The sequence below is a fragment of the Mesorhizobium sp. M0659 genome (assembly GCF_040320605.1).
Classification (GTDB): Bacteria; Pseudomonadota; Alphaproteobacteria; order Rhizobiales; family Rhizobiaceae; genus Mesorhizobium.
Genome location: NZ_JAMYPY010000028.1, coordinates 20,661 through 43,092 on the forward strand (window position 1 = coordinate 20,661; position 22,432 = coordinate 43,092).

The 22,432-nt window shown below is 65.0% G+C and carries 18 protein-coding genes and 1 pseudogene; 9 read left to right on the forward strand and 10 right to left on the reverse strand.

What is annotated here, in order from left to right:
* The first annotated feature begins 91 nt into the window (after nt 1–91).
* From NKI31_RS28330 to NKI31_RS28365, 8 genes and pseudogenes are all read left to right on the forward strand, one after another.
* Nucleotides 92–2,656, forward strand: coding sequence for a sensor histidine kinase (locus tag NKI31_RS28330; RefSeq protein WP_023672300.1), 2,565 nt, complete (start codon nt 92–94; stop codon nt 2,654–2,656).
* A gap of 8 nt (nt 2,657–2,664) precedes the next feature.
* On the forward strand, nt 2,665–4,176 hold the full coding sequence (tsaE, locus tag NKI31_RS28335; protein ID WP_023672299.1) for a tRNA (adenosine(37)-N6)-threonylcarbamoyltransferase complex ATPase subunit type 1 TsaE: 1,512 nt from the start codon (nt 2,665–2,667) through the stop codon (nt 4,174–4,176).
* A 14-nt stretch (nt 4,177–4,190) separates the two neighbouring features.
* Complete coding sequence (locus NKI31_RS28340) at nt 4,191–4,895, forward strand: nucleotidyltransferase family protein (protein WP_027049083.1); 705 nt, start codon at nt 4,191–4,193, stop codon at nt 4,893–4,895.
* On the forward strand, nt 4,892–8,029 hold the full coding sequence (gene addB / locus NKI31_RS28345; protein WP_352543728.1) for a double-strand break repair protein AddB: 3,138 nt from the start codon (nt 4,892–4,894) through the stop codon (nt 8,027–8,029). The genes NKI31_RS28340 and addB overlap by 4 nt, the downstream gene beginning before the upstream one ends.
* On the forward strand, nt 8,026–11,547 hold the full coding sequence (gene addA / locus NKI31_RS28350) for a double-strand break repair helicase AddA (RefSeq protein ID WP_352653151.1): 3,522 nt from the start codon (nt 8,026–8,028) through the stop codon (nt 11,545–11,547). Before addB ends, addA begins: the two co-directional genes overlap by 4 nt.
* A 73-nt stretch (nt 11,548–11,620) precedes the next feature.
* Nucleotides 11,621–11,944, forward strand: coding sequence for a thioredoxin (gene trxA, locus NKI31_RS28355; RefSeq protein WP_023672297.1), 324 nt, complete (start codon nt 11,621–11,623; stop codon nt 11,942–11,944).
* Between the two features lie 133 nt (nt 11,945–12,077).
* Nucleotides 12,078–12,359 (forward strand): cupin domain-containing protein, encoded by a 282-nt coding sequence (locus NKI31_RS28360; RefSeq protein WP_023819897.1) that lies wholly within the window; start codon nt 12,078–12,080, stop codon nt 12,357–12,359.
* Nucleotides 12,360–12,431: 72 nt separating this feature from the next.
* Nucleotides 12,432–12,678, forward strand: a pseudogene (locus NKI31_RS28365) (plasmid stabilization protein).
* 22 nt (nt 12,679–12,700) lie between these two features.
* On the opposite strand, the gene NKI31_RS28370 reads toward NKI31_RS28365, so the two are convergent.
* From NKI31_RS28370 to NKI31_RS28395, 6 genes are all read right to left on the reverse strand, one after another.
* Nucleotides 12,701–13,042 (reverse strand): VOC family protein, encoded by a 342-nt coding sequence (locus tag NKI31_RS28370; RefSeq protein WP_245274514.1) that lies wholly within the window; start codon nt 13,040–13,042, stop codon nt 12,701–12,703.
* 97 nt (nt 13,043–13,139) lie between these two features.
* Nucleotides 13,140–14,465, reverse strand: a complete 1,326-nt coding sequence (locus NKI31_RS28375) for a bifunctional folylpolyglutamate synthase/dihydrofolate synthase (protein ID WP_352653152.1) — start codon at nt 14,463–14,465, stop codon at nt 13,140–13,142.
* A 62-nt stretch (nt 14,466–14,527) separates the two neighbouring features.
* Nucleotides 14,528–15,454 (reverse strand): acetyl-CoA carboxylase, carboxyltransferase subunit beta, encoded by a 927-nt coding sequence (gene accD / locus NKI31_RS28380; protein ID WP_023687437.1) that lies wholly within the window; start codon nt 15,452–15,454, stop codon nt 14,528–14,530.
* A gap of 101 nt (nt 15,455–15,555) precedes the next feature.
* Nucleotides 15,556–16,395, reverse strand: a complete 840-nt coding sequence (trpA, locus tag NKI31_RS28385; RefSeq protein WP_023693067.1) for a tryptophan synthase subunit alpha — start codon at nt 16,393–16,395, stop codon at nt 15,556–15,558.
* Nucleotides 16,396–16,397: 2 nt separating this feature from the next.
* A complete protein-coding gene (gene trpB / locus NKI31_RS28390; RefSeq protein WP_023681393.1) occupies nt 16,398–17,648 on the reverse strand; it encodes a tryptophan synthase subunit beta in 1,251 nt (416 codons plus the stop codon).
* A gap of 90 nt (nt 17,649–17,738) precedes the next feature.
* A complete protein-coding gene (locus NKI31_RS28395; RefSeq protein ID WP_023681392.1) occupies nt 17,739–18,398 on the reverse strand; it encodes a phosphoribosylanthranilate isomerase in 660 nt (219 codons plus the stop codon).
* Nucleotides 18,399–18,507: 109 nt separating this feature from the next.
* Here NKI31_RS28395 and NKI31_RS28400 point away from each other — a divergent pair, with 109 nt between their 5' ends.
* Complete coding sequence (locus NKI31_RS28400) at nt 18,508–18,726, forward strand: hypothetical protein (protein ID WP_023672288.1); 219 nt, start codon at nt 18,508–18,510, stop codon at nt 18,724–18,726.
* 18 nt (nt 18,727–18,744) lie between these two features.
* On the opposite strand, the gene NKI31_RS28405 is transcribed toward NKI31_RS28400, so the two are convergent.
* The 4 genes from NKI31_RS28405 to NKI31_RS28420 form a co-directional block, all read right to left on the reverse strand.
* Nucleotides 18,745–19,503 carry a M48 family metallopeptidase gene (locus NKI31_RS28405; RefSeq protein ID WP_023681391.1) on the reverse strand — a complete coding sequence of 253 codons (759 nt, stop codon included), beginning with the start codon at nt 19,501–19,503 and terminating at the stop codon, nt 18,745–18,747.
* Nucleotides 19,504–19,701: 198 nt separating this feature from the next.
* On the reverse strand, nt 19,702–20,187 hold the full coding sequence (locus tag NKI31_RS28410; RefSeq protein WP_023672286.1) for a DUF2852 domain-containing protein: 486 nt from the start codon (nt 20,185–20,187) through the stop codon (nt 19,702–19,704).
* A 117-nt stretch (nt 20,188–20,304) separates the two neighbouring features.
* Nucleotides 20,305–21,447: a benzoate/H(+) symporter BenE family transporter gene (locus NKI31_RS28415; protein WP_023672285.1), complete on the reverse strand. Its 1,143-nt coding sequence runs from the start codon at nt 21,445–21,447 to the stop codon at nt 20,305–20,307.
* A 6-nt stretch (nt 21,448–21,453) separates the two neighbouring features.
* Entirely contained in the window at nt 21,454–22,224 is a 771-nt protein-coding gene (locus NKI31_RS28420; RefSeq protein WP_352653153.1) for an alpha/beta hydrolase, read from the reverse strand.
* Nucleotides 22,225–22,432: the final 208 nt, after the last annotated feature.

Genomic DNA, 22,432 nt, shown 5'->3' on the forward strand with positions numbered 1-22,432 from the left:
TTTAGAAAAGAGTTAGGTCAGAAGGGCGTTTCCATCAAACGTGATCCTGATCTAGGCGGTCTTGCATTCAGGCGGCGAAGAGGACCAAGGCATGCCGGGGGAAAACCCGCCTCGCGCGGGATCGGCCGTTTCCGGCGGCCATGACGATTCCGATAGCAATGGCTCCGTCACGACAGGCGGTGGCCTGAAGAGGCGCGTTGGCGCCCGCACCGCCGGCTTTCTTGCCACCTCAGCTCTTGCCGGCCCGCTCACCTCGTTTGCCGCCCATGCCGAGCCGGCCATTGCGCAGAAGGCCGGACTGTCGGTCAGCGCGGTCGAAGTCATCCAGCTCGCCATGTTCGTCGGCGTCATGGGCGCGGCACTGGTCTCGGCCATCTTCCTGATCCGCGAAAGAGCCCGCACCTCGGCGCAGAATGTCGAACTCAGAGCCCGCATTGCCGACATCAATGCGGCGCTGCAGCGCTCCGAGGCGCTGCTCAATCTGCGTGACCAGCGCGTCATCGTCTGGGCGTCGGAGAACAAGAAGCCGGAGCTGATCGGCACGCTGCCGCTGGAAAGCGGTGCGCCGGACGACCGTGCAGCCTTCCTCGCCTTCGGCCGCTGGCTGATGCCGCGCTCGGCGGCGGCGCTCGAAAATGCCGTCGCTGGTCTGCGCGAGAAAGCGAAACCCTTTGATCTCGTGATCGAATCGCAGGCCGGGGCGCCGCTTGAAGTGCATGGCCGCAAGAGCGCCGCGCATGTGCTGGTGCGCTTCGTCTCGCTGTCGGAAACTCAGAGGAGCCAAGCCAGGCTGAAGATCGAGAACCAGCGGCTGGCCGCCGACTACGAGACCATGATCGGCCTGCTCGACGCCTTGCCGATGCCGGCCTGGCTGCGCGCCACCGACGGGCGGCTGAAATGGGTCAACCGTGCCTATGCCGGAGCGGTCGAGGCACCGAACGCCGAGACCGCGGTGCGCGAAGCCAAGGAATTCCTCGGCGCCCAGGCGCGCGAACAGATCGCCGCGCAGCACAAATCGCGCCCGATCTTCGAACAGACGCTGTCGACGGTGATCGAGGGCGACCGCCGGGTGTTCGCCGTCACCGACTTCGCCGGTGCCGACGGCTCGGCCGGTCTTGCCTGCGACACCAGCGCCACCGAAACCATTCGCGGCGAATATGAGCGCACGGTGCGCAGCCATGCCGACACGCTCGACCAGCTCAACACGGCGGTGGCGATCTTCGATGCCAACGAGAAGTTGCGCTTCTTCAACCAGGCGTTCCAGAAACTGTGGGGGCTGGACCCGGGCTTCCTGCACAGCGCGCCCGACAATGCGCTGCTGCTCGACCGGCTGCGCAGCGAAGGCAAGATCGCCGAGCAGCCGGAATGGCGGCGCTGGAAAGAAGGCCTGCTTGGCGCCTACCGCGCGGTGGAATCGCAAGAGCATTGGTGGCATCTGCCCGACGGCAAGACCATCCGCGTGGTGGCCAACCCGCAGCCGAAGGGCGGCGTGACCTGGGTGTTCGAGAACCTGACCGAGAAGATGGACCTCGAAAGCCGCTACCAGACGGCGGTGCGGGTCCAGGGCGAAACGCTCGACAATTTGGCCGAAGGCGTCGCCGTGTTCGGTCCCGATGGGCGGCTGCGCCTGTCGAACCCGGCCTTTGTCGCGCTGTGGGGACTGAGCCAGGATGTGATCAAGCCCAACGTCCATGTCTCGGCGATCCGCGATCTCAGCGACCAGCGCGCCGTCGACAGCCCGTGGGGCGGGTTCGTCGCCGCCATCACCGGTTTCGACGACGAGCGCCGCGACCGCCATGGCCAGACCGAACTGAAGAACGGCACAGTGCTCAGCTACGCCGTCATCCCGCTGCCCAACGGCCAGGTGATGATGACCTTTGTGGACGTCACCGACAGCGTCAATGTCGAGCGCGCGCTGAAGGACAAGAACGAAGCGCTGCAGAAATCCGACCAGCTGAAGAACGAGTTCGTGCAGCATGTCTCCTACGAGCTGCGCTCGCCGCTGACCAACATCATCGGCTTCACCGAGCTTCTGTCGCTGCCGGCGACCGGGCCGCTCAGCCCAAAGCAGCGCGAATATGTCGAGCATGTCGGCTCGTCATCCTCGGTGCTGCTCACCATCGTCAACGACATACTCGACCTCGCCACCGTCGACGCCGGCATCATGCAGCTCGACATTTCGGAAGTAAGCGTCGAGCGCACCATCGAGGCCGCGGCCGAACTGGTCGCCGACCGGCTGCAAGAGCATTCGATCAAGCTCCGGATCGACGCCGCTGCGGCGCCGAAGAGTTTTCACGGCGACGAGACCCGGGTTCGCCAGATCCTCTACAATCTGCTCAGCAACGCCGCCAATTACGCGCCGGAGGCGAGCACTATCACGCTTGCCTGCCGGCATTTGGAGCAAGGTGTGGAATTCTCCGTCCATGACAACGGCCCCGGCATGCCGCCGGACCTGCTCGATTCGGTGTTCCGCCGCTTCGAGCCGCGCACCAATGGCGGGCGCCGGCGCGGTGCGGGCTTAGGCCTGTCGATCGTCAAGAGCTTTGTCGAGCTGCACGGCGGCAGCGTGCGCATCGAGACCGGCAAGGACAAGGGCACCACCGTCATCTGCACCTTCCCCGATGCACCGTCGGGCATCCGCGCCGCGGCCGAGTAGCGCGCTCGATGACCGTTGTTGTGCTGGAGCGTTTTCTCGCCGACGAGGCTGCGACCGCAAGGCTCGGCGAAGACCTGGCCATGGCGCTGCGGCCGGGCGACGTGCTGGCGCTCAAGGGCGATCTCGGCGCCGGCAAGTCGACGCTGGCGCGGGCCCTGATCAGGGCGCTGGCCGATGATGCCGGCCTCGATGTGCCGAGCCCTACCTTCACCTTGGTGCAAAGCTACGACACGCGCATCCCCGTGCACCATTTCGATCTCTATCGCCTGTCCTCGGCCGGCGAGATGGACGAGCTGGGTTTCGACGAGGCGCTGCTGCAGGGCGCTGCCCTTGTCGAGTGGCCGGAACGGGCGGAGGCCGCTCTTCCGAGAACGTCGATCTGGATCGAACTCGTCCATCAGGACGAAGGACGATTGGCGAAACTATCGGGCCAAGGCGTTGCCTTCGAACGCGTGGCCCGATCGCTGGCGATGCGCGATTTCCTCAAAACGGCCGGTTGGGGCGACGCCGCGCGGCGCCATTTCGTCGGCGACGCCTCGGCGCGCTCTTACGAGATTGTTTCGCTCGCCGGCCTTGCGCCGCGCGTGCTGATGAATTCGCCAAGGCTGGTGCTGGGGCCGCCGGTGCGCGACGGCAAGCCCTATGCCGTGATCGCCCACACGGCGCAGTCGGTCACCGCTTTCGTCGCCATCGACAAGGCGCTGCTGGCGCAAGGTGTCAGTGTCCCAAAAATCCATGCCGAGGATCTCGAACGGGGCTTTCTGCTGCTGGAGCATCTGGGCTCGGAAGGTTTTCTCGACGGCAATGATGAGCCGGTGGCCGAGCGCTACGCGGCAGCGGCCGAATTGCTGGCGATGATGCATGGGAAGACCTGGCCGCAGCGCATGGAGGCCGTGCCGGGCGTCTTCCACGAGGTGCCGCCCTTCGATCGCGCCGCCATGCTGATCGAAGCCGATCTCTTGGTCGATTGGTATGTGCCGATGGTGACCGGCAGCCCGGCAAGCGAGGCTTTACGCGCCGGCTATCACAGGGAATGGAACGCGGTTCTCGATCGGCTGGACACACAGGAATACACGCTGATGCTGCGCGACTTCCATTCGCCCAACATCATCTGGCGCGGTGACCGCAAAGGCCACGACCGGCTGGGCATCGTCGATGTCCAGGACGCGCTGATGGGTCCGGCGGCCTATGACGTTGCGTCGCTGGCCATGGATGCCCGCGTCACCGTTTCGCCCGATATCGAGCAGCGGACCGTGGACGCCTATGTCGCTGCGCGCCACGCCGCCGGCGGCTTCGATGAGGACGCCTTCCGCGCGGCCTATGCGATCATGGCGGCGCAGCGCAATTCGAAGATCCTCGGCATTTTCGTGCGGCTCGAAAAGCGCGACGGCAAGCCCTATTATCTCCGACACCTGCCGCGCATCCGCGATTATCTCAGGCGGGCGCTGGCGCACCCGGCGCTGGCTCAGTTGAAGGAGTTTTACATGGCACATGGCCTGCTGGAGGAACGGCTCCCGTGACCTTGACCACAGCGATGGTGCTGGCGGCTGGTCTTGGCAAGCGCATGCGGCCGATCACCGACACCATGCCGAAGCCGCTGGTGCGGATCGCCGGCAGGACCTTGCTCGACTGGGGGCTGGACAGTCTCGAAGCGGCCGGCGTCGAGAAAGCCATCGTCAACGTGCACTATCTGCCGGACCAGATCGTCGCCCATATCGCCCACAGGCGGGCGCCAAAGATCGTCATTTCCGACGAGCGCGACGCACTGCTGAATTCGGCGGGTGGCATCGTCAAGGCATTGCCGCTGCTGGGCAGCGACCCCTTCTACATCATCAACGCCGATACGTTCTGGATCGACAGCGGCCAGCCCAGCCTCGAGCGCCTTGCCCTTGCATGGGACGGCGCGAAAATGGATATTCTGCTGATGCTTACCGATCTCGACTCGGCCACCGGACACGGTGTCGGCACGGATTTCCTGATGGCGCCGGATGGCGGCCTGCGGCGCTCGAAAGGCGATCCGGCCGGGTTGATCTATGCCGGAGCGGCAATCGTCAATCCCGCCATCTTCAGGGATGCGCCGGCCGGGGCGCATTCGCTCAACACCCATTTCGACAAGGCAATCGCCTCTGGCCGTCTGTTCGGCATGCAGATGCGCGGAAGCTGGATCACCGTCGGCACTCCCGACGCCATTCCGCAGGCGGAAGCGGCCGCCGCCGAAGCTCTCGCGAAGGTGGTATGAGCGGCGCGCGCCGCGTTCTTTCGATCCCGCCCGGAGCGCCATTCCTGCCGACTCTGGCCGAGGCCTTGCTGGCCGGACGGCTGGTGCCCGGCTTCCGGTTCGACGGCGATCCGCTGGCGCTGGCTGATGTCACCATCTATGTGCCGACACGGCGCGCGGCCCGTGCGCTGCGCGGCGCTTTTGTCGACGCGCTTTCGGGACCGGGGGGGAGCCGCCGTTCGGCGATCCTGCCGGTCATCCGCCCGCTCGGAGAGTTCGACGAGGACGAAGCCGCCTTCGACGCCGGCACGCCGACCGAGCTTGAAATGGCGCCGCCGATCGCAGCCATCGAACGCCTGCTGCTACTGGCGCCGCTGGTGCGGGCCTGGAAGCGCACCTTGCCGGCGCATGTCCTTGATATGTTCAACGAAGAGATCGTCGTGCCGGCCTCCGCCGCCGATGCGATCTGGCTGGCGCGCGACCTCGCCCGGCTGATGGACGAGATCGAAACCGAAGGCACGGACTGGACCAGGCTTGCCGATCTGGTCACCGGCAATCTTGCCGGATGGTGGCTTGTGACGCTCGATTTCCTCCGTATCGTCACCGAGGCCTGGCCGAAATTGCTGGAGGAGCGCGACCGCTCCAACCCGGCCGCGCACCGCAATGCGCTGATCCGGCGCGAGGCGAAGCGGCTGGAACGCAACCCGCCCAAAGGCCCGGTGATCGCCGCCGGCTCGACGGGCTCTATTCCCGCCACGGCCGAACTGCTTGCCACGGTCGCCAGCCTGCCCAACGGCGCCGTGGTGCTGCCCGGGCTCGATGGGATGCTGGACGAACCGTCTTTTGCCGCGATTGGGGCGCCCGGTGCGCGGCCGGCACTGCTTGGCCACCCGCAATACGGCATGGCCAAGCTGATCGGCAAGATTGGCGTGCTGCGTGGCGATGTCGAGGAAGTGGTCTCCGCCGAGCCCGCACTGGCGCTCCGCGCGGCCCTTGTCGGCGAGGCGCTGCGGCCGGCCGAGACCACGGAATTATGGGCCGAGACCCGCATATGCTTCAACGCCGTAGACATCGCCGAGGCCTTCGCCGACGTGACGCTGGTCGAAGCCGCCAGCGAACGCGACGAGGCGGCGGCGATCGCCATCGCGCTGAAAACCGCCGTGGAACAGCCGGGGCACAGGGCAGCGCTCGTTACCGGCGACCGCGGGCTGGCGCGGCGCGTCTCGGCCGAGCTGTTGCGCTTCGGCGTGATCGCCGACGATTCCGGCGGCACGCCGCTCGCCAACACGCCTGCAGCCAGCCTGCTGCGGCTCACACTTCACGCGGTATTCCGGCCGGGCGATCCCGTCGGCCTTTTGTCGCTGCTCAAGCATCCGCTGCTCGGGCTCGGACTTGAGCGCACCGGCGTGCGCCATGCCGCCGAGCTCATCGAACTCGTGGCGCTGCGCGGCGGCACCGGACGCCCCGACATCGCCGCCTTGCCAGCACTGTTCGAGGAGCGTCTCGCCGGGCTGAGCGGGGACAAGCGCCAGCCCTTCTGGTTTTCGCGCCTGAGCGTGCGCGGCATCGACGATGCCCGCGAGCTGCTGAGCCGGCTTGTGGCGGCGCTGGCGCCGCTGACCGCCTTTCGCGGTGAAGAGAATGCCGATCTCGTCGCGTTGACCAGAGCGAGCGTCGCCGCGCTGGAAAATCTCGGCCGCACGGCGGAGGGCAGCCTGGCTGAATTTTATGCCGGCGACGCCGGCGAGAAACTCGCCGAGCTGCTGCGCGGTGTGGTCGCCGCGTCTGCATCGTTCGACTTCCCGGCCGACGAATGGCCTGATGTGATGGACGCGCTGGTAGCACCGGAAACGGTCAAGCCGGGGCAAGGCACAGACCGCAACATCGCGATATGGGGCGCGCTGGAGGCACGGCTGCAGAATGTCGACACGCTTGTCATTGGCGGGCTGAACGAAGGCGTGTGGCCACGCAAGCCGGAAAGCGATCGCTTCATGTCGCGGTTGATGAAGACCGGCATCGATCTCGAGCCGCCAGAGCGCCGTATCGGCCTTGCCGCTCACGACTTCCAGATGGCGATGGGGGCGAAAAAGGTGGTGCTGACGCGCTCCGCCCGCGCCGGCGACGCACCGGCGGTGCCTTCGCGCTGGCTGCAGCGCATCCTCACCTTCATCGGCAAGGATCCTGCAGCCGCACTGCGCGGACGCGGCGACGAATTGCTTGCCTGGGCGCGCGCGCTCGATGCCGGCGAGCGGCAGCATTTCGCGCCGCGACCGCAGCCGAAACCGCCGCTGAGCATGCGGCCCACCCACTTCTCGGTGACCGAGATCGAGACGTTGCGACGCGACCCCTATGCGGTCTATGCAAGGCGTATTCTGAGCCTTCTGCCGCTCGAGCCGGTGATCCGCGATCCCGGCGCGGCCGAGCGCGGCACGCTGTTTCATGACATCCTGCATCTGTTCTCGACAGAGGTTGCGGACCCGCGCGCGCCGGAAGCCCTGGAGCGCCTTATCGCCGCCGGCCGGACCTGCTTTGCCGAGATCGCCCTGCCCGCCGATGTCGAGGCTGTGTGGTGGCCGCGCTTCGAAAAGCTTGCCGCCAACATCATCGAATGGGAGCGCGGCCGCGCTCCCGCCGTCGCCCGGCGGCATGCCGAGGAGCGCGCCGAAAAGACCGCTGTCGGCCGCACCGGCGTGACGCTGTCCGGCTATGCCGACCGCGTCGACCTTTTGGCCGGTGGCATGGCCGACATTCTCGACTACAAGACCGGCTCGTCCCCGTCCAAGGCGCAGGCCCACACGCTGCTGGCGCCACAGCTGGCGCTCGAAGGGGCGCTGCTCCGGCGCGGCGCCTTCAAGGGGCTTGGCGCGCGCGAGCCCTCCCAGCTCGCATTCGTGCGGCTGAAGCCGAATGGCGAAGTGTTCGAGGAATCCATCCTCGACTACAACCGCCAGCCTCGGACCGCCGAAGACCTCGCCGAGGAGGCTTGGGCGCGGTTGGAAAAGCTGCTGGTCCACTATGCCGATCCGACGACCGGCTATCTGTCGCGGGCGCTGCCTTTTCGCGAGGGCGAGAGCGATGGCGATTACGACCATCTGGCGCGCGTGCTCGAATGGTCGGCCGGCGGCGACAGCGATGACGAGGCGGGGGAGGCATGAAAAAAGCCTATCCCATCCCCAGCGAAACCGCCGCCAGCCAGGCGCGCGCCTCCGACCCGAAGAACTCGGCCTGGGTGTCCGCCAATGCCGGCTCGGGCAAGACGCATGTGCTGGCCCAGCGCGTCATCCGGCTGCTGCTCAACGGCACCGATCCGTCGAAGATCCTGTGCCTGACCTATACGCGGGCGGCCGCCGCCAACATGTCGAACCGCGTGTTCTCGACCCTGTCGGAATGGACGGCGCTCGGCGATGCCGAGCTTGCCACAAAGATTGAGGCGGTGGACGGCCGCCGACCCGACCGCGACACGATGCGGCGGGCGCGCCGGCTGTTTGCCGAAGCGCTGGAAACGCCGGGCGGGCTGAAGATCCAGACCATCCACGCCTTCTGCGAATCGGTGCTGCACCAGTTTCCGCTGGAGGCCAACATCCCGGCGCATTTCGAAATGCTCGATCCGCAGATGGAGGCCTCGCTGTTTGCTGGCGCCCGCCGGGACATGATTTCGGGCACGTCAGCCGGAGACACCGGACTGGCCGAGGCCTTTGCCACCGTGCTGGAGCGCGGCGGCGAACACGGACTCGATGCGCTGCTCGCCGAAATCGTGCGCAAGCGCGACGGCTTACGCGGCTTCATCGGTGCGGTCCGGCGCGACGGCGGCGGCTTTCAGGCCCTGTTCGACGAATTCCATTTTCGCCCCGGGCGGAGCGCCGAAGACATAGCGGCATCGGTATGGCCGCTGCCGGGTTTCCTGCCGGACTTCTTTGCAGTGTTCGCCAGTGCCGCCGAGGCCGCCGACGCCCGCACCGTGCTCAACAATCTCTTGCCCTATGCCCGCTTGGCCTTTGCCGAGACGGACCCGACCCGCCGGCTGCAGATGCTCGGCAAAGCCTTTCTCAAGGCCGATGGCGACCCCTATGATCCCTCAAAGTTGTTCAAGAAGGCGCTGCTCGGCCGGCTGCCCGACCTTCCCGAGCGCTATCTGGCGGCCGTCAAGTCGATAACAGACGTCTCCGACCGGCTGGCGCTGTTCCGGATGCTGGAAGGCACGGTCGCGGCGTTGACCATAGCCGACTGGCTGATCGTGCGGTACGAGCGCCTGAAGCGCAGCCGCGGCTTTCTCGATTTCAACGACCTCATCACCCGCACCGTCAACCTTCTGGCGCGGCCCGATGCCGGCCCCTGGGTGCAGTACAAGCTCGACCAGGGTATCGACCACATCCTGCTGGACGAGGCGCAGGACACCAGCCCCGACCAATGGGAGGTGGTGAAGCGGCTGGCGGAGGAGTTCTTTGCCGGCCACGGCCAGCGCGGCACGACCAATCGCACGGTGTTCGCCGTCGGCGACGAAAAGCAGTCGATCTATTCCTTCCAGGGTGCCGCGCCGGATTCCTTCGCCGACAGCCGGCTCTTGTTTTCCGGACGCGTGAACGCCGCCAATGCTTCGTTTGCCGACCTGAAACTGACCTGGTCGTTCCGGTCGACCGACGACGTGCTTGCCGCCGTCGACCGCGTCTTTGCCGATCCGGGCGTGCGGCGCGGCATCAGCCATGACCCCGATCCGCTCGACCACAAGGCGATCCGCAACGACGCGCCTGGCTATGTCGAGGTCTGGCCGTCGCTCGGCGCTGACGCCGTCGAGGAGCCCGACGACTGGACGTTGCCGGTCAATCATGCCAGCGCGCCGGCTGTGCGGGTGGCCGAGCACGTGGCTGCGACCATCCAGACCTGGCTCAAGGACCGCGAGATCATCGAGGGCAAGGGACGCAGGCTGAGGGCCGGCGACATTCTTGTGCTGGTGCGCAAGCGCGACCGCTTCGTCCATGCGCTGTCGCGCGCGCTGAAGGACCGCGATATTCCCGTCGCCGGCGCCGACCGGCTGAGCCTGCCCGGCCACATCGCGGTCAAGGACCTGATCGCACTCGGCCATTTCCTCATCCAGCCGCAGGATGACCTGTCGCTCGCCGCCGTGCTGCGCAGCCCGGTTTTCGACGTGTCGGAGGAGACGCTTTTTACGCTTGGCGCCGGACGGCCAGCCGGAACATCGCTGATCGCCTCACTACGCCAGCATGCTGGCGACAATACCGCGCTGACCGATGTCGTTGCCCGGCTCGACGGCTGGGCCAACGAGGCGGCGTTCCGGCCGGTGTTCGAATCCTACGCCGGGGTGCTGGCGCGCGACGGCCTGCGCAAGAAGATGATCGCCCGGCTTGGACCGGAAGCCGGCGACATCCTCGACGAATTCCTGAGTTTCTGCCTGGCCGAGGAACGCACCGGACTGCCGGGGCTGGAGGCCTTCCTGGCGACGCTGGAAAACACCGGCCCGGAGATCAAGCGCGAGATGGACCAGACGCGCGACGAGGTCCGCGTCATGACCGTGCACGCCGCCAAGGGCCTGGAAGCGCCTGTTGTCTTCCTGGTCGATGGCGGGTCGGCGCCGTTCAGCGACCAGCATCTGCCGCGGCTGATGCCGTTCGACGCTTCGGGCCGCAATTTCGACGGCAAGGGCTATCTCTGGCGCTCGGCCGCCGATGTCGCGAACGGCTTCTCCAAGGCGGCCTCGGCCAGGGCGCGGGAGCTTGCCGACGACGAATACCGCCGGCTGCTCTATGTCGGCATGACGCGCGCCGAGGACCGGCTGATCGTCTGCGGCTATCACGGCAAGCGTTCGCCGAGCACCGGCACCTGGCATTCGATTGTCAGCCGCGCGCTGCTTGCCGCGCCGGAAAGCACGGAGCGCCATCATCCCGCCAGCGGCGAGCCGGTGCATCGCTTCGTCATCACCAAGCTGCCGCCGGTGGCGCTGGCAGCCGCCGACGAGGCGCGGCTGCCGCAACCGCTTTTGCCGTTCTTGCCGGCAAACCTGTTTCGCCCTTTGCCGCCTTATGAAGAACTGCCGCGCCCGCTATCGCCCTCTGGCGCTTCGGCGCTGATCGACGAGGGCAAGGAGGCGGTCGTCGATACGCGTTCGCCGGTGCTGGACAGCGAAGCGGAGCCCGGTTTTGCCGTGATGCGCGGGCTGGCGCTGCACAAGCTGCTGCAGATGCTGCCCGGTTTTGCCGAAGACGAACGGCAAGGCGCGGCGGCGCAGTATCTCATTCGAGCCGGCGCCGACTGGCCGGAGGCCGAGCGCAACAAGGCGCTGGCTTCGGTGATGGCGATCCTCAGAGATTCGCGTTTTGCCGGGCTGTTTTCGCCGTCGTCCCGCGCCGAAGTTGCTGTGATGGGCAGCCTTGAGGTCAAGGGCAGACTGCGCTCGATCTCCGGCAAGATCGACCGGCTGGCGGTGACGCCCGGGCGCGTATCGATCGTCGACTACAAGACCAACCGGCCGGCGCCCGCAGGCCTGGCCCAGGTGCCGCCGGCCTATATACTACAGCTGGCGCTCTACCGCGCGCTGCTCCAGCCGCTTTACCCCGGCCGCGCGGTGACGGCAGCACTGCTGTTCACCGAGGCACCGAGGCTTATCGAACTGCCGGCGCAGGCGATGGATGACGCCCTTGCCCGACTCACGGGAGCGTGACACAAGTTCTGCTTGAAGAAGGGCTGCTGAACCACCACATTTGGTGCGAGATAAATTTCGAAAGGATTTTCGTATGGCCACCGTCAAGGTCGACAAGAGCAATTTCCAGGCCGATGTGCTCAACGCCTCGCAGCCCGTCGTCGTGGATTTCTGGGCCGAATGGTGCGGCCCCTGCAAGATGATCGGTCCGTCGCTGGAAGAGATCGCCAACGAACTCGGCGACAAGATCAAGATCGCCAAGCTGAACATCGACGAGAACCCCGAGCTTGCCGCCCAATTCGGCGTGCGCTCGATCCCGACGCTGATGATCTTCAAGGGCGGCGAAGTCGCCGACATGAAGGTCGGCGCCGCGCCGAAGACCGCGCTGTCGCATTGGATCAATGGCAGCCTCGCCTGATCCTGTAGGAGTTTCTGAAGTTAAGCCCGGCCCTCGCGCCGGGCTTTTTCTTTGGCGTCATCGCCCGACCGCCTCTGGCCCTCGCATCGGCGCACTCCATGTCATCTGCTTGTTGCAGGACAGGAGAGACAGAATGACCGGATCCGCCAAGGCCACCGTCTTCATCGACAATGAGCGCGTCATCGTCACCGAGTATCGGTTCCAGCCCGGCGACAACACCGGCTGGCATCGCCACGGCCACGACTATGTCGTGGTGCCGCTGATGGACGGCAAGGTGAAGCTGGTGACCAAGGAGGGCGAGAGTTTTGCCGAGATGAAGAAGGGTGCGCCCTATTTCCGAAAGGAGGGCGTCGAACACGACGTCGTCAGCGCCAATGACGGCGAATACGCCTTCATCGAGATCGAGCTAAGGTGATGGCTTGCCATCCTCTGCCATCTTGATGGCTCGTCCTAAATGGGGGATATATTTTCTCGAAGGTATTTTGAAATGGCCGAACCCCGGCTTTCCGTCCGCGCGCAAAAGCACGAGATCTTGCGCATCGTCTTGCTCATCGCGAAAACCGCTCGATAGCGGATATCGTCGAACGCGCGCTTGAATCCTATGAGATTCGGGAGGCGGGGCGAGAACCGCGTCCACCTTCTACTCCCGCCTGACGGCAAGCAGTGGCGCGGATATCGATCTGGAAGAAATCATCCGGAAGAGCCGCAAGGTCCATACAGGGCCGGAGCTTTGATCCTCGTCGACACCAACACAGCTCACCAGTCGGCGATGCGGTCGCCGCCGGCGAATTGCGCGCTTTTGGCGGTGTATTCGAACAGCTCGATCTTCACGCCGTTGGGATCTCGGATCCAGGCCTGAAAAGTGTCTTCGCAGGCATGCTTCTTGGCGGTAACATCGATGCTCTTCGATTTGATATGGGCGATCGCCGCGTCGAGATCTTCGACTTCCAGGCAGAAATGGTTGATCTGGTTCTGCTCGCTGTATGCAGTGCCGTCCTTCTGGAACACCTCGACATGGCTGCGGCCGCCGCAATTGAGGTAGAAGCCGAAGACCTTGTCGTCGCGCAGGAAATTGAACTGCGTGTCGAGGCCAAGCACGTCGCGGTAGAAGCTTCGCGTCGCCTATGCGCGAAGATGCAGACATGGGCGAGTTGCTTGACCTTGATCATGATGGGCTCCTCGCAGTGAAATGGCTTCAGGTTGGCGGCGTGCCGTTTTCGGCCAGCACCGCGCCGGCGAGATATAACGACCCGCCGATCAGGATGCGTGGCGCCGGCCCGTCCCAGGTGTCGCGCAGCAGCATCAGCGCACTGGCGACGGAACTGACCGGTTCGGCCGTGAGGCCGGCTTCGGTCGCCCGCACCGCCAGCTCGTCATTCGGCACGCCGGCATCGCTCATGCTCACCGGCACGGTGTAGACATGCCGTGCCAGGCCCTTGAAGGCGTGGAAGTAGCCGCTCTGGTCCTTGGTGTTGATCATGCCGGCAATCAAAAACAGCGGCCGCGGGTTCTTTTCCTCCTGCTCGGCCAAGGCTTCCGCCACCACCACGCCGGCGCCCGGATTGTGACCGCCATCGAGCCAGATGTCGGCGCCCTTGGGAGCGAGGTCCGCCAGCCGGCCCTGTGCCAATTTCTGCATGCGGCCCGGCCATGCGACTTTTGCCATCGCCTTTTCAGCGGCGCGATAGCTGATCTCGAAGCCGGCGGCCTTGACCGCGGCAATCGCCGCCGCCGCATTGGCGAACTGGTGGCGCCCGGGCAGGCGCGGCGGCGGCAGGTCCATCAGGCCGTCCTCGTCCTGATAGACCATGCGGCCGTTCTCCTCGAAGGCGAGAAAATCCTGGCCGTAGACGAAGGTCGGGCAATCCAGCCGCTCGGCGGTTTCGATCAGCACTTGCAGCGCCGTCTCGCTCTCCTGCGCGCCGATGACCACCGGGCAGCCGCGCTTCATGATGCCGGCCTTTTCGGCGGCGATCAGTTCGACCCGGTCGCCGAGATAGGCTTCGTGATCCATCGACACCGGCATGATCACCGACACCGCCGGCCGGGCAACGACATTGGTGGCGTCGAAGCGGCCGCCAAGGCCGACCTCGATGATGGCAGCGGCGGCCGGATGCTCGGAAAACAGCACGAAGGTGACAGCGGTGAGGATCTCGAAGACGGTGATCTTCTGGCCGGCATTGGCCCGGGCGACGCGGGCAATAGCCTCGGCGAAGGTCTCGTCGTCGACCAGCCGGCCGCCGCCCTCGGCCGCCAGTCGGTAGCGCTCGGCCCAGTTCACCAGATGCGGCGAAGTGTGGACATGGACAAGGTGGCCGCCGGCTTCGAGCAGCGCGCGCGAAAAGGCCGCGCACGAGCCCTTACCGTTGGTGCCGGCGATATGGATGACCGGCGGCAGCCGCTCCTGCGGATTGCCGAGGCGTTCGAGCAGCCTTGTGATGCGGTCGAGCGAAAGGTCGAAGCCTTTCGGATGCAGCGCCATCAGGGCTTCGATTTCACGATCTGCGGCAAGCGTTGTCATGAGCGAATCCTACGCATGCGCGCAGGTGCACGCAATCGCGGTTTGCGGCCAGAAATGTCGCGTCAGGCCTGCGGGCGGGCTTCCGTCGGGATGACCGACGGCGGCAGGATTTCCGGCTCCAGCGGCTTTTGCTCCTGCGGCAGTTTGAGCAGGATTTTCAACAGCCGTGAAATCGTCTCGCGCAGTTCCAGCCGCGACACCACCATGTCGACCATGCCGTGCTCCATCAGATATTCGGAGCGCTGGAAACCGTCCGGCAGTTTCTCCCGGATAGTCTGCTCGATGACGCGCGGGCCGGCGAAGCCGATCAGCGCGCCGGGCTCGGCGATATGCACGTCGCCCAGCATGGCGTAGGAGGCGGTGACGCCGCCGGTGGTCGGGTTGGTCAAGACGACGATGTATGGCAGGCCGGCTTCCTTCAGCCGATCGACGCCGATCGTGGTGCGCGGCAACTGCATCAGCGACAAGATGCCTTCCTGCATACGCGCGCCGCCGGAGGCGGCAAACAGGATCAGCGGCCGCTTGCGCTGCAAGGCGACCTCGAAACCGTGCACAATGGCGTCACCCGCGGCCATGCCGAGCGAGCCGCCCATGAAGGCGAAATCCTGCACCGTCACTACAACCGGCAGGCCCTCGACCGTGCCCAGCGCATTGATGATGGCGTCTTCCAGGCCGGTCTTGGCCTTGGCGTCCTTCAAGCGGTCGGTGTAGCGCTTCTCGTCGCGGAACTTGAGCGGGTCCTGCATGACCTTGGGGTTCTCAAGCTGCTCGTATTTGCCGTCGTCGAGGAAGAATTTCAGCCGTTCCTTGGCCGAAATCTTCATGTGATGGCCCGATGACGGGATGACGAACTGGTTGGATTCCAGGTCCTTGTGAAACACCATCTCGCCGGTCTCGGGATCCTTGATCCAGAGATTCTCGGGCATGTCGGTGCGCCGACCGAGCATCGAATTGATCCTCGGGCGAACGTAATTGGTGATCCAGTTCATCGCTTCGGCTCCTGTCCTGACGAAGAGTTGGCTCGTGCATGTCGCCCAAAAGTGGGAACCGGTTTTGGGATAACGACTTGCACAAGGCCTAAGTAGGGAAACTATTCGGCAGCAGCAAGGCGGGCCGAACGCACGCCCTGAGACAGTCCGCTGACCAGGGTGGCGACCGCCTCGGCCGGGTCGGCGGTCTTCTCGCCCTTCGGTCCCAACACATTGGCGACCGCGTTGACGATCGCGGTGCCGACGACGACGCCATCGGCATTGGCGCCGATAATGCGCGCCTGCTCGGCGGTCTTGACGCCGAAGCCGACGCAGACCGGCAGATTGGTGTGGCCCTTGATGCGCTTGACCGCGGCGGCAACCTTGCCGGTGTCGGCCAAAGCCGAGCCGGTGATGCCGGTCATCGACACGTAATAGACGAAGCCCGACGTATTCTGCAGCACCTTGGGCAGGCGCTTGTCGTCGGTGGTCGGCGTTGCCAAGCGGATGAAGTTGATGCCGGCCTTCAGCGCCGGAATGCAGAGTTCTTCGTCCATCTCCGGTGGCAGGTCGACGACGATCAGCCCGTCAATGCCGCTGGCGATGGCGTCCTTGAGGAAGCGATCGACACCGTAGATGTAGATCGGGTTGTAGTAGCCCATCAGCACGATCGGCGTTTCATTGTCGGTGGCGCGGAAATCAGCCGCCGTCTTCAGCGTCTTGACCAGGGTCTGGCCACCTTTCAGCGCCCGCAGGCCAGCGGCCTGGATCGCCGGTCCATCGGCCATCGGATCGGAAAACGGCATGCCCATTTCAATGATGTCGGCGCCGGCCTTGGGCAGCGCCTTCATGATCGACAAAGCGGTGTCATAGTCGGGGTCGCCGCTCATGAAATAGGTGACGAGCGCCGGGCGGCCCTCGGCTTTCAGTTTTGCCATGCGGCGGTCGATGCGGGTCACCATGATCAGATCTCCATGCCCAGCATCGAGGCCACTGTGTGCACATCCTTGTCGCCGCGTCCCGACAGGTTGACGATGACGATCTGGTCCTTGTCCATATCAGGCACGATCTTCACCGCATGCGCGATGGCGTGGGCGGATTCCAGCGCCGGGATGATGCCTTCGACGCGCGTCGTCAGCTTGAAGGCTTCCAGCGCCTCGTCGTCGAGGATCGGCACATATTCGACGCGGCCGGAATCGCGCAGCCAGGAATGTTCGGGGCCGACGCCGGGATAGTCGAGGCCGGCTGAGATCGAATGGCCGTCGAGGATCTGGCCGTCGGCGTTCTGCAAGAGATAGGTGCGGTTGCCGTGCAGCACGCCGGGCGCGCCGGCATTCATCGAGGCGCAATGCTCGATGCCGTCAAGGCCGCGGCCGCCGGCTTCGATGCCGATGATGCGGACTTCTTTGTCATCCAGGAACGGATGGAACAGGCCGATGGCGTTCGAGCCGCCGCCGACAGCCGCGATGATGGTGTCGGGTAGCCGGCCTTCCTGTTCGAGGATCTGGGCGCGCGCCTCGATGCCGATCACCGACTGGAAGTCGCGCACCAGCTCCGGATAGGGATGCGGGCCGGCGGCAGTGCCGATCAGGTAATAAGTGTCCTCGACATTGGTGACCCAGTCGCGCAACGCTTCGTTCATGGCGTCCTTCAGCGTGCCGTGACCGGCGGTCACCGGCCGCACTTCGGCGCCGAGCAGCTTCATGCGGAAGACGTTGGGGCTTTGGCGGGCGACATCGGTGGCGCCCATATAAACGACGCAGGGAAAGCCGAAGCGCGCCGCGACCGTGGCCGCGGCAACGCCGTGCTGACCAGCGCCCGTCTCGGCGATGATGCGCTTCTTGCCCATGCGCTTGGCCAGCAGGATCTGGCCGAGGCAGTTGTTGATCTTGTGCGAACCGGTGTGGTTCAAATCCTCGCGCTTGAAGTAGACTTTGGCGCCGCCCCCGAGGCCCTTCGCCGAGGAAACCTCACGAAGGTGTTTTGTGAGCCCTTCGGCGAAATACAGCTTTGATGGCCGACCGGCATAATGGGTCGACAGGTCGGTCAGTTCGGCCTTGAAGTCCGGATCGTTCTTGACCTCGTTCCAGTGCCGTTCGAGGTCGAGGATCAGCGGCATCAGCGTCTCGGCCACGAAGCGGCCCCCGAAGATGCCGAACATGCCCTGTTCGTCGGGTCCCGTGCGGAAGGAATTGGGTGTCGCCGGCTTGTTCATCGCCGATCTCCTGGTCTTGGTTCTGAGCATGTCTTATCGGAAAACCGGTTCCCACTTCTCCGGAACATGCTCGGGTTCGAAAGAAGTGCCTCAGGCAGCGCGATCGTCGCGCGCGGCCCTGACGGCCCGGAAGAACTGCTCGATCAGCGCCGGATCCTTGACGCCCGGGCCGCTTTCCACCCCCGACGAAATGTCTATCGCGGGCGGATTGGCTGATATCAGGGCGTCGCCGATATTGGCGGCGTTGAGCCCACCGGAAAGCATGTAATCGAGCCCGGCGTCAAGGCCGGCCAGGATGCGCCAGTCAAAGGCGACGCCATTGCCGCCCGGAAGTTGCGAGCCCTTTGGTGGCTTGGCATCGAACATGAAGCGATCGGCAACGCCGATGAACGGCTTTAGCCGCTCGAGATCGGCTACCTCACTGACGGAGAACACCTTCATGACAGGCAGGCCGTAGCGAGCTTTCACCTCGGCCACCCGCTCGGGCGTCTCCGTGCCGTGCAACTGCAGCATGTCGGGGCGCATCTTTGCGACGATCTCATCCAGGAACGCGTCATCGGCATCGACCGTCACGGCGACCGCCCTGGCCTTGCCGATTGCCGCCTCGCGCAGGCGGCCGGCTGCCGCAGGCTCGACATAGCGCGGGCTTTTAGCAAAGAAGATGAAGCCGACATGGCTGGCGCCGCCGGCCAGGGCCGCGGCCATTGCCTCATCGGTCTTCAATCCACAGATCTTGATATCGAGCGCCATGGCGCGGGGCTTGGCACGAAACCGGCCAAGAGTCGAGAAAAAGCATGCTGTTTGCCGGCAACGCCAAAGGCGCTACCTATTGATGGGAGAAGCAAGGCGGAGCAGACGAATGGCCGACCAGAGCATAGCCGAACTCAGGCAGAAGATCGCGCAAGCGCGCGACGTCATCGCCCATCTGATGCAAAAGGCCGCCTTCGACGGGGCGGAAGCGCACCGGGTCCTGGATTATTTCGGCAGCGATGCGTTCGAGCAGAATTTCCTGCCATGGCCGCGCCATGGCGACGAAGGGCTGCGGCCTGAAGAGCTTAATGCGGCCAATGATGACTAAGCGCGGCGCCGGCGAAGGCTAATCGAACACGATCGCCTGCAACGCCCCACCATTCCTCTTCAGCCAGTCCTTGCAGCGGTCGGTGTCGGGGCAGAGCTGCTCGCACAGTTTCCAGAATTTCGGGCCGTGGTTCATCTCCTTGAGATGCGCCACTTCATGCGCGACCAAGTAGTTTATCACCGGCGTCGGCGCCATCATGATGCGCCATGAGAAGGACAAATTGCCGTCGGAAGTGCAGGAGCCCCAGCGGCTCGACGTGTCCTTGAAGCGGATAGCCTTGGCGCGCTTGCCGATGGCCTCGGTATGCTTGACCACCAGCTTCTCGATGTCCTTCTTGGCCTCGCGCCTGAGGAAATCGGCGATGCGGCGCGGCAAATGTATGCGCTCGCCATGGACGATCAGCAGCGGACCGCGCTCGTCGCGCGACACGGTGACGGTGCCGCGTTTCGACGGTTCGTGGACGATGCGATGCGCGACGCCGCGTATCGGGATCTTGATGCCGGGGCGCACTTGCGGCCGTGTCGGTACCTTGGCCAGACGCTGCTCCAGCCAGCCCTGATGGCGGTGAAGGAATTTCTCCACCTCGCCGCGGCGCAGGCCCGGCGGCACGGTGATGCGCAGCCCCTGGCCGCCCGAATCGATGCGCAGCGTCAGCCGCCGTGCGCGGGCGCTCTCGACGATCCTGAGCGGCAGTGTGCGGCCGGCAACGACGTGCTCTCGCTCTTCGACAGGCGAGGGTTTTGGTTTGGTCAGGTTGCGGAAAAAGCCGAAGGACATGGCTGAACGATACGCGATTCGAGGAAAACGACCAGAACAAAAAAGAAACGGCGCCGCTCGCGCGACGCCGTCCATCATGCCAAGGCCTGTCTTAGAGCGCCGCGCGTCTCTGACGCGCAAAGGACGCTGTAGCACTCTAATTCAACGCATGAACCTTTCCGAAAATCGGTTTCGATTTTCGGGGTCATGCGCGCAGCCTCAGTCGTCAAGCAGGTTCGGGCCCTTGCGCTTGGGCGTCGCGGGCTTGGCCGTTTCGGCCGAGCCTGTCTTCGCAGGCGCTGTCGACTTGTTGCGGTTGGCCATGAAGCGGTCGAACTCGTCCTGGTCCTTGGCGCGGCGCAATTCGCGGGCGTACTCGTCGAACTCGCTCAGCATCTCATCGAGCTTGCGACGCTCTTCGGCGAGGCGTTCGAGTTCCTTCTCGCGCCAGTCGTCGAAAGCGACATTGCCGGTGCGGGCCGAACCGTGGCCCCAGCGCGCGGCCTTGTCGGAACCGCGACGGCAGCCGGCGAAGATGCCGTCGGTGGCCCGGTTGACGTCGCGCTTGAAGCCGTCAAGCCGGTCGCCCCAGATGATGTAGGCGAGCATGGCGAAGCCAAGCGGCCAGAACACCATGAAGCCGATCACCATCAGCGCGATGGTCGCCGGCGTCCAGGCCGGGCGGATCAATGCGGATGTGTTCATTTTCTCCCATTCCTTCGGTTGGAGACAGCCAAGAGCGGCTGCGTGGATTCGAAATGGGATGAGAAAAACGGCGATTCAAGACAACGTCCGCCAAAACCGGACAAGGTCCTGAATTGATTATCGCTTTTTGACCGCTTCGAGGAAAAGCACGACCAGGCCGGCGACCAAGCCCCAGAAGGCGGCGCCAACGCCGAACAAAGTCAGCCCCGACGCGGTGACAACGAAGGTGACAGTAGCCGCCATGCGCTGGTCCTCGTCCTTGAGCGCGATCGCCAGCGCGTTGGCCAGCGACCCCATCAACGCCAGGCCGGCCACCAGCACGATCAGGCTTTGCGGCAGCACTGCGAAGATCGCCACCAGCGAGGCGCCGAAAACCGCGAAGATCAGATAGGCAAGTGCATAGAAGGGTCCGGTCTTCCAGCGCTCGGCCGGGTCGGGATGGACGTCCGGCCCGGTGCAGATCGCCGCAGAGATCGCGGCCAGATTGGTGGTCGAGCCGCCAAACGGCGCCGACAGCAGCGAGAACAGGCCGGTGACGCCGATCAGCGGGCCGGGTTCGGGGTGATAGCCGGCGGCGCGCAAGACGGCGAGACCCGACAGGTTCTGCGACGCCATGGTGACGAGGTAGAGCGGCAGCGCCAGGCCGATGACAGCTGCGGCGCTGAAATGCGGGGCAATCAGCGTCAGCGTCGACAGTTCCGGCGCCGGCAGTCCGCCGACGCGGCCTGTCAGGAAGGCGGCGATGCCGCCGCCGATCAGCACCGCCAGCACCGACAGCGCCGGGTTGAACAGGCGAATGACGAAGAAGGCCGCGATCAGCGGCAGGATCAACCAGGGGTCGACCGGAATGGTCTTGACGGCATTGAGCGCGAAGGTGACGACGATGCCGGCCAGCATGCCGGACGCGACCGACGTCGGTATCCTTGATATAAGCTGGGTCAGCGGCTTGAACAGGCCGGTGGCGATCAACATTAGGCCGGTGACGATGAAGGCGCCGACCGCATCGGCCATGGTAAAGCCGCTCGATGCCGCCATCAGCGCCAGGCCTGGTGTCGACCAGGCGGTGATGATGGGCATTTTCGTGCGCCAGGACAGCCACAAGCATTCGATCGCCATCGCCACGCACACTGCCGTCACCCAGCTCGCGGTTTCGGCTTGCGTGGCGCCAACCGCCTTGGCGGCGGCAATGACGACGGCCAGCGTGCCGCCGAAGCCGACGATTGCCGCGACAAAGGCGGATATCGGGATGGAAATGCGCATTCTTGCCTACCCCGCCCGCTGAACCATGTCGCCCACCGCCCTCAGCAGCAGGTCGAGATCCTGCGGCCGCGACAGCCGGTGGTCGCCGTCGGGAATGAGCGACAAGGTGACGTCGTCGGCCGGCAGCAGCGAGACCAGCTTCAGCGCATGGCTTGCCGGCACATCGGCATCGGCCAGGCCCTGCAGGATGTGGACGGGGCAATGGGTATCGATCGGCCCGGTCATGACCCGGTTCGCCCTGCCGTCCTCGATCAGCGCGCTTGTGTAGATGTAAGGCTCGGCGGAATAGTCCGAAGGTTCTTCGAAAAAGCCTTTCTCCCGAAGTTCGCGCCTCTGTGCCTCCGTCAGAGCCGGCTCGACCAGCTCGGCGGTGAAATCCGGCGCCGGCGCGAGCAGCACCAGGCCAACCACATTGCTGTCGCCCGCCTTGCGCAGCTCCTGCACCATGCGCAGCGCGATCCAGGCGCCCATCGACGAGCCGACCAGGATTTGCTTGCCCTCGGTGAAATGCCGGAAGACGGCGAGGCTCTCGCCAAGCCATTTCGAGATGGTGCCGTCGGCAAAGGCGCCGCCGGATTCGCCATGGCCGGAATAGTCGTGGCGGAGATATGCGCGGCCTTCCCTTGCCGCCCAATCCGACAGCGTCTGCGCCTTCGTGCCGAGCATGTCGGATTTGTAGCCGCCGAGCCAGACGACGCCGGGCGTTGCGCCCGCCGCATGGCGCACAGCGATATCAATGCCGTCGACATCCAGCAGGGTTGGGGTGGTCGCGGTCATGGCTGTGGATCAATCCTGGTTCTGGGGGCCTGATTGTGGGAGCCTGATTTTACTCGCCGGTCTTTTGACACAGGCACAGGCGAGGCGGAAAGTGCTCGCGACATCCTTTGTTTGGTGCAGGCCTGCGATCAGGGTGATTTTCTGTCAGCGCTGTGCTATTGACTCCGCCCGCGCGCTCACCACATTGGCGCGTCCTGAACATTTCTAG